Consider the following 15,642-nt stretch of genomic DNA (forward strand, 5'->3'; position numbering starts at 1 on the left):
AAAACGAAAGTAACCGCTCGATTGAACGGGCGGTCGCCGGGGGATGCGTCTGTTGGAGCGTATTTTCGACCTCGCCATTATCGGAGGCGGTGTTAACGGCTGCGGCATCGCGCGCGACGCGGTGGGCCGCGGCAACACGGTTTTCCTGTGCGAAATGAACGATCTGGCGAGCGGGACGTCGTCCTGGTCGACCAAGCTGGTCCATGGCGGCCTGCGCTATCTCGAATATTACGAGTTTCGGCTGGTCCGCGAGGCGCTGATCGAGCGTGAGATCCTCTGGGGCATCGCGCCCCACATCATTCGGCCCCTGCGTTTCGTTTTGCCGCACCATGCGGGCCTGCGGCCGGCCTGGCTGCTGCGCCTCGGCCTCTTCCTCTATGACCACATCGGCGGCCGTCATCTGTTGCCGGCCACGCGCTCGGTCGATCTCAGGCGTGACGAGGTCGGCCGCCCGCTGATCCCCAACCGCTATGGTCGCGCGTTCGAATATTCCGACTGCTTCGTCGACGACGCTCGTCTCGTCGTGCTCAACGCGCGCGATGCCGCCGACAAGGGCGCCGAGATCCGCACCCGCACTCGCGCGACTGATATCAAGCAGTCCGACGGCATCTGGACCGTCAGCATGATCGACACGCTGACCGGCGCGCGTTCGTCGATCCAGGCTCGCGCGCTGGTCAATGCCGGCGGTCCTTGGGTCGAGGACGTGCTCGGCCGCGGCGCCGGCGTCAACGCGAAAGCCAAGGTGCGCCTGGTGCAAGGCTCGCACATCGTCGTGAAGAAACTCTACGACCACGACCGTGCCTACATGTTCCAGAATGCTGACGGCCGCATTATCTTCGTCATTCCCTATCAGGACGATTTTACGCTGATCGGCACCACCGACCGCGACTATGAAGGCGATCCCGCCAAGGTGAAGGCGACGGCCGAGGAGATCCAGTATCTCTGCACGGCGGCAAGCGAATATCTGGCCAAGCCTGTCACGCCCGATGACGTGGTCTGGACCTATTCCGGCGTGCGTCCGCTCTATGACGACGGCGCCAGCGAAGCCAAGGCCGCGACGCGCGACTATGTGTTCGAGCTCGACACGCCCGGCGGCGTGCCGCTGCTGTCGATTTATGGCGGCAAGATCACGACCTACCGCCGTCTCGCCGAGGAGGCGCTGGAGCGGCTCGCGCCCTATCTTCGCAGTGCGAAAGCGCGCGAAGGCTGGACCGGCAAGTGGCCGCTGCCCGGCGGCGACATGGGCGTGTCCGATGTCGACGGCCTGATCGCCGAGCTTCAGCGCGGCTATCCTTTCCTCAGCCACGAGCATGCGCGGCGCCTCGCGCGCGCCTATGGCACGAGGGCGATCAAGCTGCTTGGGGATGCGAAATCGACGGCCGATCTCGGCCAGGCCTTCGGTGCGACGCTGACCGAGCGCGAGGTCCGCTATCTCATGGCCAACGAATGGGCCGTCACCGCCGAAGATATCGTCTGGCGCCGTTCCAAGCTCGGCCTGCGACTAAGTGCCGACGAGATCGCAGCGCTTGACGACTGGATCAGGACCCACGCCGTGCAGCAAAGTCCCCTGCTGGAAGCCGGAGGACGCTCATGACCGTGACACTCGATCACGTGACCCGGACTGTCGACGGTATCCCGCACATCCGCGACGTCTCGCTGACGCTCGAGAGTGGCACGCTCAACGTGCTGCTCGGGCCGACGCTGTCGGGCAAGACTTCGATCATGCGGTTGCTCGCAGGCTTGGACAAGCCGACATCGGGTAAGCTGCTGGTCAACGGCAAGGACGTCACCGGTGTCGACGTGCGCCAGCGCTCGGTCGCCATGGTCTATCAGCAGTTCATCAATTATCCTTCGCTATCGGTCTACGAGAACATCGCCTCGCCCTTGCGCGTGCAGGGCAAGCCGCGCGCCGAGATCGAGGCGCGGGTCGCGGAAGCCGCCCGGCTGCTCAGGCTCGAGCCGTTCTTGAAGCGCACACCGCTCCAGCTTTCCGGCGGCCAGCAGCAGCGAACCGCGATGGCGCGCGCGCTGGTGAAGGGCGCCGATCTCGTGCTGCTCGACGAGCCGCTGGCCAATCTCGACTACAAGCTCCGCGAGGAGCTCCGCACCGAGCTACCGCGCATCTTCGAGGCGTCCGGCGCGATTTTCGTCTATGCCACCACCGAGCCGACCGAGGCGCTGCTTCTCGGCGGCAACACGGTGTGCATGTGGCAGGGACAGGCGCTCCAGATCGGCCAGACGCCCAACGTCTACCGTCATCCGCAGACCTTGCGGGTCGCGCAGGTGTTCTCTGATCCGCCACTGAATCTCGTCGGCATCGAGAAGAAGAACGGCTCCGTGCAATATGCGGGAGGCATCGCCGCGCCGGCGTCCGGTCTCTATTCCTCTCTCGCGGACGGCACCTATCGAGTCGGATTTCGTGCACACCAGCTCGCGCTTGCCAATGGCGAGACTGACCGCCACGCCTTCCATGCCACGGTAACGGTGACCGAGATCACCGGTTCGGAGAGTTTCGTGCATCTGACCCGCGACGGATCGAACTGGGTGGCGGTGTTGCACGGCGTGCACGAGTTCGAGCCCGGCCAGACGCTCGATGCCGTGCTCGATCCCAATGACGTTTTTGTTTTCGATGCAGCCGACCGGCTGGTCGCGGCACCTGGTCCCATAGCGTTTTCAAGCGAAGTGCCGAGCGGTTCGCGTGAAGAAAACGCGTCAAAGAAAAAAGCCTGAGGGGGATGCGACATGGCCCGCATTGACCTCGTCGATCTCGCCCACTCCTACGGCGGCAATGATGCGCCGCAGGACAGCTTTGCTCTCAAGCCCGTCACCATGACCTGGCGGCAGGGCGGCGCCTACGCGCTGCTCGGGCCGTCCGGCTGCGGCAAGACCACGCTGCTCAACGTCATCTCCGGCATCATCACGCCGTCGCGGGGGAAAATCCTGTTCGACGGCGAGGACATCACACCGCTGTCAACCCAGAAGCGCAACATCGCCCAGGTGTTCCAGTTTCCGGTGATCTACGACACCATGACGGTGGGGCAGAATCTGGCGTTTCCTCTGAAAAACCGCGGCGTTCCGAAGGCCGAGATCGACAAGCGCGTCGCCGAGATCGGGCGCCTGCTCGACCTCGAGCCCTATCTGAACCGCAAGGCGACGCGGCTCACGGCCGATGCCAAGCAGAAGATATCGCTCGGCCGCGGCTTGGTGCGCTCCGACGTCGCCGCCGTGCTGTTCGACGAGCCGCTCACCGTGATCGACCCCGAGCTGAAATGGCAGCTTCGCTCCAAGCTGAAGGCGCTGCATCGCGAGCTCGACCTTACGATGATCTACGTCACCCACGACCAGACCGAGGCGCTGACCTTTGCGGACACCGTCGTGGTCATGCATGACGGCCGCGTGGTGCAGAGCGGCACACCGGCCGAGCTGTTCGACAAGCCGGCGCACACCTTCGTCGGCTACTTCATCGGCTCGCCCGGCATGAACATCCTGCCGGCCGAGGTGAGGGGCCGCGAGGCCAAGGTCGACGGTCATGTCATCGCGCTCAACCGCAGCTACGACAAGCTGCCTGATGGCGCGAAGATCGAGATTGGCGTCCGTCCAGAATTCGTCGAGGTGGTCGCGCCTGCGCCCGGCCTGCTCAGTGCGAAGATCGAACGCGTCGACGACCTCGGCCGCATCCGCTTCGCGCGTGCGCGGCTCGGTGACGCAAAACTCGCGGCCCGCGCGCCGGCCGGCTTCACCAGCCCGGACGGCACGGCCGGCCTGAAATTCGATCCGTCGCACGTCCACGTCTATGCCGACAGCCTTCTGGTGGAGGGAGCCGCCTGATGGACAAGACCATCAACCAAAAAGCCTGGTTCCTGGTGCTGCCGGTGTTCCTGGTCGTCGCCTTCTCGGCGGTGCTGCCGCTGATGACGGTGGTGAACTATTCGATGCAGGACACCTTCGGCAACAACCAGTTCTTCTGGAACGGTGTCGGCTGGTTCAAGGAATTGCTCGATCCTTCGACCGACCTCGGCGGCCGCTTCCTCGCCTCGCTCGGCCGCAATCTGTTCTTCTCGCTGGTGATCCTCGCGATCGAGGTGCCGCTCGGCATCGTCGTCGCGCTGTCGATGCCGCGCCAGGGCTGGACGGTTGCGGCCTGCCTCGTCATCCTCGCGCTGCCGCTGCTGATCCCGTGGAACGTGGTCGGCACGATCTGGCAGATCTTTGGCCGCCCCGACATCGGCCTGCTCGGCTACGTTCTCAATGCCATCGGCATCGACTACAATTACGTCTCCAACGACATCGACGCCTGGGTTACCGTCATCGTGATGGACGTCTGGCACTGGACCAGCCTGGTCGCGCTGCTGTGCTATGCCGGCCTGAAGTCGATCCCGGAGGCCTACTACCAGGCAGCCCAGATCGACGGCGCCTCGCGCTGGGCGGTGTTCAGGGCGATCCAGCTGCCAAAGATGAACCGCGTGCTGTTGATCGCGGTGCTGCTGCGGTTCATGGACAGTTTCATGATCTACACCGAACCGTTCGTAGTGACGGGTGGCGGGCCCGGCAATTCGACGACCTTCGTGTCGATCGAACTGGTCAAGATCGCACTCGGCCAGTTCGACCTCGGCAAGGCCGCTGCGCTGTCGCTGGTCTACAACCTCATCATCCTGATCGTCTGCTGGATCTTCTACACCGTCATGACCAATGCCGGCGCCGAGCGGAAGCCGCAGGAAGGAGCCGCGTGATGCATTCGATCCCCGGCCGTCGCCTCATCATGGCGCTGTTTTTGATCTTCCTGCTGTTACCGATCTACTGGCTCGTCAACATGAGCTTCAAGACCAACGCCGAGATCGTTTCGACGATGACGCTGTGGCCGCACGCTCCGACGCTTCAGCACTACAAGCGCATCTTCACCGACGAGAGCTGGTATTCCGGCTATATCAACTCGCTGGAATACGTCGTCCTCAACACCATCATCTCGATCTCGGTGGCCTTGCCTGCGGCCTATGCCTTCTCGCGCTACCGCTTCCTCGGCGACAAGCATCTGTTCTTCTGGCTGCTGTCGAACCGCATGGCGCCGGCGGCGGTCTATGCACTGCCGTTCTTCAACCTCTATTCGGCGATCGGGCTGTTCGATACGCCCTGGGCGGTCGCGCTCGCGCACTGCATCTTCAACGTCCCGCTGGCGGTGTGGATCCTGGAAGGCTTCGTCTCCGGCGTGCCGCGCGAGATCGACGAGACCGCCTTCCTCGACGGCTACTCGTTCCCGCGCTTCTTCATCAAGATCCTGGTGCCGCTGATCGCGAGCGGCATCGGCGTCGCCGCCTTCTTCTGCTTCATGTTCTCCTGGGTCGAGTTGCTGCTCGCGCGCACGCTGACCTCGGTCTCGGCCAAGCCGATCGCGGCGATCATGACGCGCACGGTGTCGGCTGCGGGCATGGACTGGGGTCTGCTGGCGGCGGCCGGCGTGCTCACCATCATTCCGGGCGCGCTCGTGATCTGGTTCGTCCGCAATTACATCGCGAGCGGCTTTGCGCTCGGTCGGGTCTAGGGAGGCATCAATGGAATCTATTGCATGGATGGCCTGGACGCCGCCGACGGCGATCTTCTTTGTCGCGCTCGCCTGCACGCTTGCCGTGATGACCTGGCTTGGGGTGGCCTATCCCGAAGCCGAGCGCGTCGGCGTGCTGCGCATTCCGACCACGCGCGGCGACCGCCTGTTCATCTCCCTGATCACGGCGGCGGTCATCCACCTGCTCTGGATCGCCTTCGCCGGCACCGACGCCCTCGCCACGCTGCCGATCGGCGAGGACGGACTTGAAATTTCGCGCCTTTGGATCGCATCAGGAATTTCGCTGGCCACGGCCGTACTCATTTTCCGCACGGTCTAGCCCGCGAAGGAACGGCCAGATCCGGGACCAACCCGGGCCTGTAGAAAGTTTGTCGCTGCAACGGAGGAACAACATGCGGCAGTTTAGGAGAAGGGAACGTCCATTGAGCAAGAGCAGTTTTCTGACGATGTCCAGCGTCGCCGCCATCGTCGCGGTGTCGTTCGCCGTCTCGGCGCCGGTTCGCGCCGCCGACGACGCCGCGATCCAGAAGTGGATCGCGGAATTCCAGCCCTCGACGCTGTCGAAGGACGAGCAGAAGAAGGAGCTGGAGTGGTTCGCCAAGGCCGCCGAGCCCTTCAAGGGCATGGAGATCAACGTCGTCTCCGAGACCATCACGACCCACGAATACGAGTCGCAGACGCTGGCCAAGGCGTTCTCCGAGCTCACCGGCATCAAGCTCAAGCACGACATCATCCAGGAAGGTGACGTCGTCGAGAAGCTGCAGACCCAGATGCAGTCCGGCAAGAACGTGTACGACGGCTGGATCAACGATTCCGACCTGATCGGCACGCATTTCCGTTACGGCCAGACCATCGCGCTGTCGGACTACATGACCGGTGAGGGCAAGGACGTCACCGATCCCATGCTCGACGTCAACGACTTCATCGGCAAGTCGTTCGGCACGGCGCCGGACGGCAAGCTCTATCAGCTGCCCGACCAGCAGTTCGCGAACCTCTACTGGTTCCGCTACGACTGGTTCACCAACGCCGACTACAAGGCCAAGTTCAAGGCCAAGTATGGCTACGAGCTCGGCGTTCCCGTGAACTGGTCCGCCTATGAGGACATCGCCGAGTTCTTCACCAACGACATCAAGGAGATCAACGGCGTCAAGGTCTATGGCCATATGGACTATGGCAAAAAGGACCCGTCGCTCGGCTGGCGTTTCACCGACGCCTGGCTGTCGATGGCCGGTAACGGCGACAAGGGCATCCCGAACGGTCTGCCGGTCGACGAATGGGGCATCCGCATGGAAGGCTGCCGTCCGGTCGGCTCCTCGGTCGAGCGTGGCGGCGACACCAACGGTCCGGCCGCGGTCTACTCGATCACCAAGTACCTCGAGTGGATGAAGAAATACGCTCCGCCGCAGGCCCAGGGCATGACCTTCTCCGAGTCGGGTCCGGTGCCGGCGCAGGGCAACATCGCCCAGCAGATGTTCTGGTACACCGCCTTCACCGCCGACATGGTGAAGCCGGGCATCGCCGTGATGAACGCGGACGGTACGCCGAAATGGCGTATGGCTCCGTCGCCGCACGGTTCGTACTGGAAGGAAGGCATGAAGCTCGGCTACCAGGACGCCGGCTCCGTGACGCTTCTGAAGTCGACCCCGGCGGATCGCCGCAAGGCAGCCTGGCTCTATCTCCAGTTCATCATCTCCAAGACGGTGTCGCTGAAGAAGAGCCATGTCGGTCTCACATTCATCCGTGAATCCGACATTTGGGACAAGTCGTTCACGGAGCGTGCGCCGAAACTCGGCGGTCTGATCGAGTTCTACCGCTCGCCCGCGCGCGTGCAGTGGACCCCGACCGGCAACAACGTGCCCGACTATCCGAAGCTCGCGCAGCTGTGGTGGCAGAACATCGGCGATGCGTCGTCCGGTGCGAAGACGCCGCAAGCCGCGATGGACTCGCTTGCCGCCGCCCAGGACTCCGTGATGGAGCGTCTGGAGAAGTCCGGCGTGCAGGGCGCCTGCGGTCCGAAGCTGCACAAGAAGGAGTCGGCCGAGTACTGGTTCGCCAAGGCTCAGAAGGACGGCACCATCGCCCCGCAGCGCAAGCTCGCCAACGAGAAGCCGAAGGGCGAGACGGTCGACTACGACACCCTGATCAAGTCGTGGCCGGCCCAGCCCCCGAAGCGCGCCTCGCTGCAGTAAGGTACATCTGATAACGACGAAAGGCCGGGAGCGATCCCGGCCTTTTTCTTTGTGGTGAGCGCTTCACTCCTTGCGTCTCACCAGATCCCCGATCACCGTTTGCACATGTGCAAGCCACGCCTTCCGCATCTCCTCATCCGCAAGGTCCATCTGCGTATAGCTCGACAGCGTGTAGAGGTTGGCGCGGTAGAAATAGGTGAGCGAGAGGATCGAGAGATAGAGGTGGAAGCGGTCGCAGTCCCGCCCGAATTCGCCGTGTTCGATGCCGCTCTGGAGCACGCGCTCCAGCATGCCGAGTTGCGTATTGGCGAAGCTGCGGCGGATGTTGTTCCTTACATGACGGCCCTTGAAGAGATTCTCCGTAGCGAGGATGCTTAATAGCTCTGGATGGGCCCAATAGTAGTTCCAGTTGAAGGCGACCAGTGCGGCGAGCGCCTGGCGCGGCCGGGAAAAATCGAGATCGAGCGCCTCTTCCGACGTGACCAGATCGGCATAGCAATGCTCGATGACCTGGTGGAAGAGCTTCTCTTTACTCTTGAAATAGTAGTAGAGCATCCGGTCGTTGCTCTTGGCGGCCTTGCTGATGCGATCGACCCGCGCGCCGCCAAAGCCTTCGCGGGCAAATTCGCCGACAGCCGCGCGCAGAATGGCCTCGCGAGTCTGATCAGGGGCGCGCGTCCGCCGAACCGTTGAGCCGCTCTTCCGCTTGGGCGCCTTCTTGAGGCGCGGGGCGGCAAGCGTGCGGGCAGGCAGCTCTGTATCTTTGGCCATTGCGTATCCCAGGGAATCACAACCAGCAGGATGGGGCTTGCCGCCTTTTTGGCAAGCGCGCCGATTCTTCGACATTGACAACCATCAGCGTCTGGTATTCGCTATGTAGTAAGTACTACATACATTCTCGGATCCCAATGACGGAAGGGGCAGCTGGTGCGCATTTCGGCTATTGTGAGTCTCCTAGGGCTGGCCCTGACAGTGACCTGCGGTGCGGGGCGGGCGGCCGAGCCGCCGCCGATCAGGATCGGCGAAATATCGAGCTATTCAGCTCTCCCAGTCGGGACCCGCGGCTATCGTCAGGGCTGGGAGCTCGCGCGGGACGAAATCAACGGGAAGGGCGGCGTGCTCGGCCGCAAGCTCGAGATCATCGCCCGTGACGACGCTGGCAAGCCGGACGTGGCAATCACCGCCGCCGGTCAGCTTGTCGAAGGCGAGCAGGTCGATCTCCTGACGGGCACGATCCTCTCCCATATCGGCCTGGCCGTCGCCGATTTCGCCAAGCAGAAGCAGATATTCTTCCTCGCCTCGCAGCCGCTGACGGATGCCCTCATCTGGGAGAAGGGTAATCGCTATACGTTCAGGTTGCGGCCGAGCACCTATACCCAGGCCTCCATCCTCGCAAAGGAGGCGGCAAAATTCCCGGCGCGGCGCTGGGCGACGATTGCGCCGAACTATGAGTTCGGCCAGGCAGCGGTGGCAAGCTTCAAACGCGAATTGAAGCAATTGAAGCCTGACGTCGAATTCGTCTCCGAACAGTGGCCGCCGCTCGGCAAGATCGACGCGGGCCCGGTGGTGCAGGCGATGATGGCGGAGCAGCCCGATGCCATCTTTAACGCGACGTTCGGGGCCGATCTCACGAAATTCGTGCGCGAAGGCACGACCCGCAATGCGTTCGCCAAACGCGTCGTCGTCAGCATCCTCTCCGGCGAGCCGGAATATCTAGCGCCGCTGAAGGATGAGGCGCCGCCCGGTTGGCTGGTCACCGGGTATCCCTGGAGCGAGATCAAGACTCCAGCTCACGACTCGTTCCTGAAAGCCTATCTTGCGCGTTTCAAGGAATCTCCGAACATCGGCGCGCTGATCGGCTACGCGAACACGCTGGTGCTAGCAAAGGCGATCGAGGTGGCCGGCTCGACCAAGACCGATGATCTGATCAAGGCGATGGAGCATCTCAAGGTCGACACGCCTGTCGGCCCGATTTCGTTCCGAGCGATCGATCACCAATCCACCATGGGGGTCTATGTCGGTACGCTTGCGGTGCGGGACGGCCAGGGCGTGATGACCGACTGGCGCTATGTTGACGGCGCCGACTACCAGCCCACCGACACCGAAGTGCTGGCCAAGCTGAAGAACTAGGAGCTGCCATGAAATTGCTCGCGCCGCGAAACACCTGGTATCCGCTCACATGGTCGCGCAACGTGACGCGCGCGCTCGCGCGACACCGCATTCTCGGTATGGACCTCGTCGTGTACCGGCGCGAATCCGGTCAGGTCGTTGCGCTCGACGACGCCTGTCCGCATCGATTGGCGCCCTTGTCGATGGGCAAGCTCAAGGGCGACGCCATCGAATGCGGCTATCATGGTATGACCTTTGGCGCCGACGGGCGTTGTGTGCGGATTCCCGGCCAGCCCGTGATTCCGCAGAACGCGCAGGTGCCGTCCTATCCGCTTCGAGAAAAAATGGGCCTGGTCTGGATCTGGCCCGGTGAACCGGCGCTGGCCGATCCGTCGCTGATTTATGACCTGCCGCAATTCGGCAAGGCTGGCTGGCATGCTGCGGAGGGCGATGCCCTGCGGATCGAGACCAACTATCTCAACCTCGCCGACAATCTCTGCGACCCCGCCCATGTCAGCTTCGTGCATCTGTCGACGCTCGGCAATTCGGCGAGCGAGGAGATTCCGGTGGAGCACACCTATAGCGATCGCGGCGTGCTGGTCTGGCGCTGGATCCGCAATGCGCCGCCAATCCCGCTGTTCGCGAAATACGGTAATTTCAGCGGCCACGTCGATCGCTGGCACTATTACGATTACGTCGCGCCCGGCATCGCGGTGATCGATTTCGGCAGCGCGGATGTCGGTGCGATTGCCGACCCGGCGGACCGTGGCAAGGGACTGCGCATCTTCGCCTGCCATTTCATCACGCCGGTCGACGACAATGTCTGCATCGACCACTGGCTGCACGTGCGCAATTTCGCGCTGGACGATGCCGATGTCGATCAGCGGCTGCACGGCGATTTTCGCATCGCCTTCAACGAGGACAAGGAGATACTGGAGCGCATAGAGCAGGTTGCGCAGGCGCGTCCCGACCTCAAATGCATCCGGCTCGCCATCGACGCCGCCCCGCAGCGCATGCGACGCATCGTCGAGCGAATGGTGGCCGGCGAAGCTGAGACGCGCGCCTCGGCGTAATCGGGCGCCTCGTCATTCCGGGCCGATCCGAAGCATCGAACCCGGAATCACGAGATTGCTGCGCGGGATTCGGGTGCGCTGGTGACGCCCGCAAGGGCGATGCGCCCTTATTCCGCCGGTTCAGCCGCCAGCGCCGGATAGTCAGTGTATCCCTTGGCGCTACCGCCGTAGAATGTGTTCTTGTCCCAATCGTTCAGCGTCGCGCCCTGCTTCAGCCGCTCGACGAGATCGGGGTTGGAGATGAACGGCTTGCCGAAAGCGATGAGATCGGCCGCGTTCGCGTCCAGCACCTTGGTGGCGAGATCGAAATCATAGCCGTTGTTGGCGATGTAGGCGCCGGGGAAGCGCTTGCGCATGCCCGCATAGTCGAACGGCGCGATGTCGCGCGGACCGCCGGTGGCGCCTTCGACGACGTGGAGATAGACGAGCTTCAGTGCGCCGAGACCGTCGACGATATGGTCGTACAAGGCTTGCGGATTCGAATCCGAGATGTCGTTGGCCGGCGTCACCGGCGAGATGCGGATGCCGGTGCGCTCGGCGCCGGCTTCGGCGACGACGGCCCTGGAGACTTCCAGCATCAGCCGCGCGCGGTTCTCGATCGAGCCGCCATAGGCATCCGTGCGCTTGTTGGTGCCGTCCTTGGCGAACTGCTCGAGCAGATAGCCGTTGGCGCCGTGGATCTCGACGCCGTCGAAGCCGGCTTCGAGCGCATTCTTGGTGGCACGCTTGAAGTCGTCGATGATCCCAGGAATTTCGGAGAGCTCCAGCGCGCGGGGCTCGGAGACGTCGGCGAAGCCGCCGTTGACGAAGGTCTTGCCCTTGGCGCGGATCGCGCTCGGCGCCACCGGGGCTGCGCCATTGGCCTGAAGGTCGACGTGCGAGATGCGGCCGACGTGCCAGAGCTGGATGAAGATCTTGCCGCCGCGCTGATGCACCTGATCGGTGACCTTGCGCCAGCCGGCGACCTGGTCCTTTGAGTAGATGCCGGGCGTGTCCTGGTAGCCCTGGCCCTGCTGCGAGACCTGGCTCGCTTCGGTGATCAGGAGGCCCGCGGAAGCACGCTGGCCGTAATAGTCCGCCGCAAGCGGGCTCGGTACGAATGTGCCGGGTGCGGCGCGGTTGCGCGTCAGGGGAGCCATCACCAGGCGGTTGGCCAGCGTGATCGGGCCGAGCTTGTAGGTCTCAAACAATTTGGTCGAACGGCTCATGGGGAATGCTTCCAGGCGGTGAGAGGTCCGGAACACTTGTGCATCGCGGCAATCAGCGCAAGGGAGGAGCCATACGGAAACTGCAGGCGAGCTACGCAGCGGAGCCGCGCAGCATAAATCATATGTAATTTCAGCCGCGGCAGCAGATTCGATCTCCCGCCGCGGCTGTCTGAACAATCGCGTTTTAGTTCGCGCCGAGGAAATCGCGCTTGCCGATCTCGACGCCGGCGTGGCGCAGAAGGCCGTGGGCGGTCGCGGCGTGGAAATAGAAGTTCGGCAGCGAGAACGCGCTCAGGAATTGCTGGCCCTTCATGGTGATGGATTTGTCGGGGCCAGCCGGGAAGGTGACGTCCTTGGTGTCGGCGCCCTCGAACTGCTCCGGCTTGAACGATTTCACATAGTCGATCGTCTTGGCCAGCCGCTGCTTCAATTCGCCAAAGCTCGTTTCGGTATCTGGCGTGGAGGGCACTTCGCTATGGGTCAGCCGCGCGCAGCCCTTGGCTGCGAAATCGCTGACGAGCTGGATCTGCTTCGACAGCGGCAGCATGTCCGGGAACAGGCGGGAGCCCAGCAGGACGCTCGGGTCGACCTTCTTGGCCGCGCAATGCGCCTCGGCTTTGGTGAGCAGGCCGGTCAGGCTGTTCAGCATTTGCAAATAGGCGGGGACGACGGCGTCGTGGAAGGACATGTGATGCTCGCTCGAATGAGGGAAAACTCAGGAGAAACCTGAGCCACTCACATGGGAGCGTCATGGAAAAATACAATCGCGGAAGCGGCTTGTGCGGTGCGAAAATTCTACGGCGCCACACCCACGCTGTCATCGCCCGGCCTTGACCGGGCGATCCAGTACTCCGAGACGGTTGTGATATAGCCGAGGCGCCGCGGCGTACTGGATGCCCCGCTTTCGCGGGGCATGACAGAGGGGGCTTAGCGGACCATCCCCGCCGGCTGTGCCTGTGCCGTGCCGCCGCGCATCCGGGCCAAAAGCTCGGCGGTTGGCCAGGAATCGGCCGGCAGGCCGTATTTGATCTGCATCGCCTTTACCGCGGCGCGGCTTTGCTGGCCCAGCACGCCGTCGACCTTGCCGACGTTGAAACCGGCCTGGACCAGAAGCTGCTGCAATTGCTTGAGCTCGTTGAACGGCAGTTGCGCGACCGGTGTGGACGGCTTTCGCATCGCCGCCGCGCCCGCGATGCGGGTGGCGAGATAACCTGCGGTGGTCGAATAGATCAGCGAGTTATTCCACTCGGTGTAGGCCGCGAAATTCGGGTACGCCATGAAGGCCGGACCAAAGCGCCCCATCGGCAGCAGCACGGAAGCCGCGAGATTGTCGTTCGGCAGCGGCCGGCCGTCGGGATAGGTCACCCCCAGTTGCGCCCATTTCGAGCGCGGCTGCTGCACGGTGAGGTCGGTCTGATCCCACGGCAGGTTTTGCGGCACCTTGATCTCCTCCAGCCACGGCTCGCCGCGCCGCCACTTCAAACCGTTGGCGATGTAGTTCGCGGTCGAGCCGATCACGTCGTCCTCGCTGCGGAGGAGATCGCGTCGTCCGTCGCCGTCATAGTCGACGGCATAGTTGACGTAATGCACGGGCAGGAACTGGGTCTGTCCGAGTTCGCCGGCCCAGGAGCCGACCATCTCGTCGGGATGCAAATCACCGCGCTCGACGATCTTCAGTGCCGCGATGGTCTCGTTCACGAACATCTCCGAGCGGCGGCAATCATAGGCCAGCGACACCAGCGATTTCAGTGTCGGCAGATTGCCCATGTTGACGCCGAAATCGCTCTCCAGGCCCCAGAACGCGGCGATCACCGCCGGCGGCACGCCGTATTCCTTTTCGGCGCGCGCGAACGCGGCCGCATGTTGCTTGATGTGCTGCTGGCCGTTCTGCATGCGATAGGGCGCGGCCATGCGGCCGGCAAATTCGGTGAAGAGCTGGCCGAACATGCGCTGGCCGCGGTCGCGGTTGACGATGCCCTGGTCGTAGACGAGGTAGGGCGAGGCCTCCGCGATCGTCCGCTGCGACACGCCGGCGGCAACGGCCTGCTGTTTCACGTCGGCCAGAAATCGATCAAAGCTCGCGCCATTGTGGCACGACGCCGCGCGCGGTGAGGGCGCAGTGGCCCTGGGGACCGCGGGCTTTGCGGGCGGCGGCGCAAGCTGGGCGGAGGCGGGAAGGGCGAGTGTGAGCAGAGCGGCGGCCGCGATCGCAAATCGGGTCTGGAGCATGAGGTTTCCGCAAGGGGGGAAGACGTTTGGATTCTTGACGAAGTTTAATGGAATGATCGAGCTCAAACCAGTGCCGCGGCTCCGCGACGCACCCCGAAACCTTGCGGCCGGGACGGGGTCATCCCTACCTCATGCCTGCCGGCCCGCAACGCCTCCAGCGGCCACGGCCGGCCCGGGAGACGGCCATGAACTATCTTCGTACCGCAATGCTGCTCGCAGGCCTCACCGCCCTGTTCATGGGCGTCGGCTATCTGATCGGCGGTGCTGGCGGCGCCATGATTGCGCTCGTCATTGCTGCGGCGACCAATCTCTTCACCTACTGGAACTCCGACCGCATGGTGCTCAGCATGTACGGCGCCCATGAGGTCGACCGCAGCAGCGCCCCCGAGCTGGTCGGGCTCGTCGCCGAGCTTGCGGGCCGCGCCGGCTTGCCGATGCCGCGCGTGTTCCTGATGGACGAGCCGCAGCCCAACGCGTTTGCCACCGGGCGCAATCCCGAGAATGCCGCGGTTGCGGTCACCACCGGCTTGATGCGCCAGCTCAGCCGCGAGGAGCTCGCCGGCGTGATCGCGCACGAGCTCGCCCATATCAAGCATCACGACACGCTGCTGATGACTGTTACCGCGACCATTGCGGGTGCGATCTCGATGCTGGCGCAGTTCGGCATGTTCTTCGGCGGCAATCGCGACAACAACGGCCCGGGCATCGTCAGCTCGATCCTGATGATGATCCTCGCCCCGATCGGGGCCATGCTGGTGCAGATGGCAATCAGTCGTACGCGCGAATACGCTGCGGACAATCTCGGCGCACGTATCGCCGGTCAGCCGATGTGGCTGGCCTCGGCGCTGGTGAAGATCGAGGGCGCTGCGCATCAGGTCCCGAACGCCGAGGCGGAACGAAATCCCGCCACCGCGCACATGTTCATCATCAATCCGCTGTCGGGCCACGGCGTGGACAATCTGTTCGCCACCCATCCCTCGACGCAGAATCGTGTCGCGGCGCTTCAGCAGCTCGCAGCCGAGCTTGGCGCGCAGGCGTCGCCGTCGGTCGGCGCCAATGAGAACTATCCGCCGCGGAGCCCGTGGGGCCGCTCATCCTCGCGCGGGCCTTCAAATGGTTCTGCAAATGGTTCTGCAAATGGTTCGGCACGTGGCCCTGCACGTGGTCCTTGGGGCTGACGCGGAAGCGGCCCGAATTTGCGCGCTTTGTGACCTGTCGCACACAAGACGGTCGCGCCCGGTGTTAATACCTCGGCGTGACACTTCCTTCGAAAGGGG

14 protein-coding genes are annotated in these 15,642 nt (G+C 63.6%); 10 read left to right on the forward strand and 4 right to left on the reverse strand.

The genetic code is table 11. The annotated features are described in order from the left end of the window. Nucleotides 1-43 precede the first annotated feature (43 nt). From glpD to JQ591_RS25705, 7 genes are all read left to right on the forward strand, one after another. A complete protein-coding gene (gene glpD / locus JQ591_RS25675; protein WP_211398801.1) occupies nt 44-1,594 on the forward strand; it encodes a glycerol-3-phosphate dehydrogenase in 1,551 nt (516 codons plus the stop codon). Beyond that, entirely contained in the window at nt 1,591-2,730 is a 1,140-nt protein-coding gene (locus JQ591_RS25680; protein ID WP_211398802.1) for an ABC transporter ATP-binding protein, read from the forward strand. The genes glpD and JQ591_RS25680 overlap by 4 nt, the downstream gene beginning before the upstream one ends. Nucleotides 2,731-2,742: 12 nt before the next feature. Further along, a complete protein-coding gene (locus JQ591_RS25685) occupies nt 2,743-3,828 on the forward strand; it encodes an ABC transporter ATP-binding protein (RefSeq protein WP_211398803.1) in 1,086 nt (361 codons plus the stop codon). Beyond that, a complete protein-coding gene (locus JQ591_RS25690; protein ID WP_211398804.1) occupies nt 3,828-4,730 on the forward strand; it encodes a carbohydrate ABC transporter permease in 903 nt (300 codons plus the stop codon). The genes JQ591_RS25685 and JQ591_RS25690 overlap by 1 nt, the downstream gene beginning before the upstream one ends. After that, nucleotides 4,730-5,536, forward strand: coding sequence for a carbohydrate ABC transporter permease (locus JQ591_RS25695; protein ID WP_018454979.1), 807 nt, complete (start codon nt 4,730-4,732; stop codon nt 5,534-5,536). Before JQ591_RS25690 ends, JQ591_RS25695 begins: the two co-directional genes overlap by 1 nt. A gap of 10 nt (nt 5,537-5,546) precedes the next feature. Continuing rightward, nucleotides 5,547-5,876 (forward strand): DUF2160 domain-containing protein, encoded by a 330-nt coding sequence (locus JQ591_RS25700; RefSeq protein WP_211398805.1) that lies wholly within the window; start codon nt 5,547-5,549, stop codon nt 5,874-5,876. A gap of 127 nt (nt 5,877-6,003) precedes the next feature. Further along, nucleotides 6,004-7,746, forward strand: coding sequence for an ABC transporter substrate-binding protein (locus JQ591_RS25705; protein ID WP_211398936.1), 1,743 nt, complete (start codon nt 6,004-6,006; stop codon nt 7,744-7,746). Between the two features lie 63 nt (nt 7,747-7,809). Here the strand turns inward: JQ591_RS25705 and JQ591_RS25710 are convergent, their stop codons facing one another. Further along, a complete protein-coding gene (locus JQ591_RS25710) occupies nt 7,810-8,517 on the reverse strand; it encodes a TetR/AcrR family transcriptional regulator (RefSeq protein ID WP_211398806.1) in 708 nt (235 codons plus the stop codon). A 189-nt stretch (nt 8,518-8,706) separates the two neighbouring features. On the opposite strand from JQ591_RS25710, the gene JQ591_RS25715 reads away from it, so the two are divergent. Then, nucleotides 8,707-9,876, forward strand: a complete 1,170-nt coding sequence (locus JQ591_RS25715; protein WP_249137723.1) for an ABC transporter substrate-binding protein — start codon at nt 8,707-8,709, stop codon at nt 9,874-9,876. Between the two features lie 8 nt (nt 9,877-9,884). Continuing rightward, on the forward strand, nt 9,885-10,928 hold the full coding sequence (locus tag JQ591_RS25720; protein ID WP_211398807.1) for an aromatic ring-hydroxylating dioxygenase subunit alpha: 1,044 nt from the start codon (nt 9,885-9,887) through the stop codon (nt 10,926-10,928). 107 nt (nt 10,929-11,035) lie between these two features. Here JQ591_RS25720 and JQ591_RS25725 read toward each other — a convergent pair whose 3' ends face one another. The 3 genes from JQ591_RS25725 to JQ591_RS25735 form a co-directional block, all read right to left on the reverse strand. Then, the gene (locus tag JQ591_RS25725; RefSeq protein WP_211398808.1) at nt 11,036-12,136 is read right to left on the reverse strand and encodes an alkene reductase; all 1,101 of its coding nucleotides are present in this window, start codon (nt 12,134-12,136) and stop codon (nt 11,036-11,038) included. Between the two features lie 184 nt (nt 12,137-12,320). Further along, complete coding sequence (locus JQ591_RS25730) at nt 12,321-12,824, reverse strand: DUF1993 domain-containing protein (protein WP_211398809.1); 504 nt, start codon at nt 12,822-12,824, stop codon at nt 12,321-12,323. A 239-nt stretch (nt 12,825-13,063) separates the two neighbouring features. Continuing rightward, a complete protein-coding gene (locus JQ591_RS25735) occupies nt 13,064-14,365 on the reverse strand; it encodes a lytic murein transglycosylase (protein WP_211398810.1) in 1,302 nt (433 codons plus the stop codon). Between the two features lie 185 nt (nt 14,366-14,550). On the opposite strand from JQ591_RS25735, the gene htpX reads away from it, so the two are divergent. Beyond that, entirely contained in the window at nt 14,551-15,543 is a 993-nt protein-coding gene (gene htpX, locus JQ591_RS25740) for a zinc metalloprotease HtpX (protein ID WP_211398811.1), read from the forward strand. Nucleotides 15,544-15,642 lie beyond the last annotated feature (99 nt).

The sequence above is a fragment of the Bradyrhizobium canariense genome, from assembly GCF_018130465.1.
In the GTDB taxonomy this organism is placed as follows: domain Bacteria; phylum Pseudomonadota; class Alphaproteobacteria; order Rhizobiales; family Xanthobacteraceae; genus Bradyrhizobium; species Bradyrhizobium canariense_C.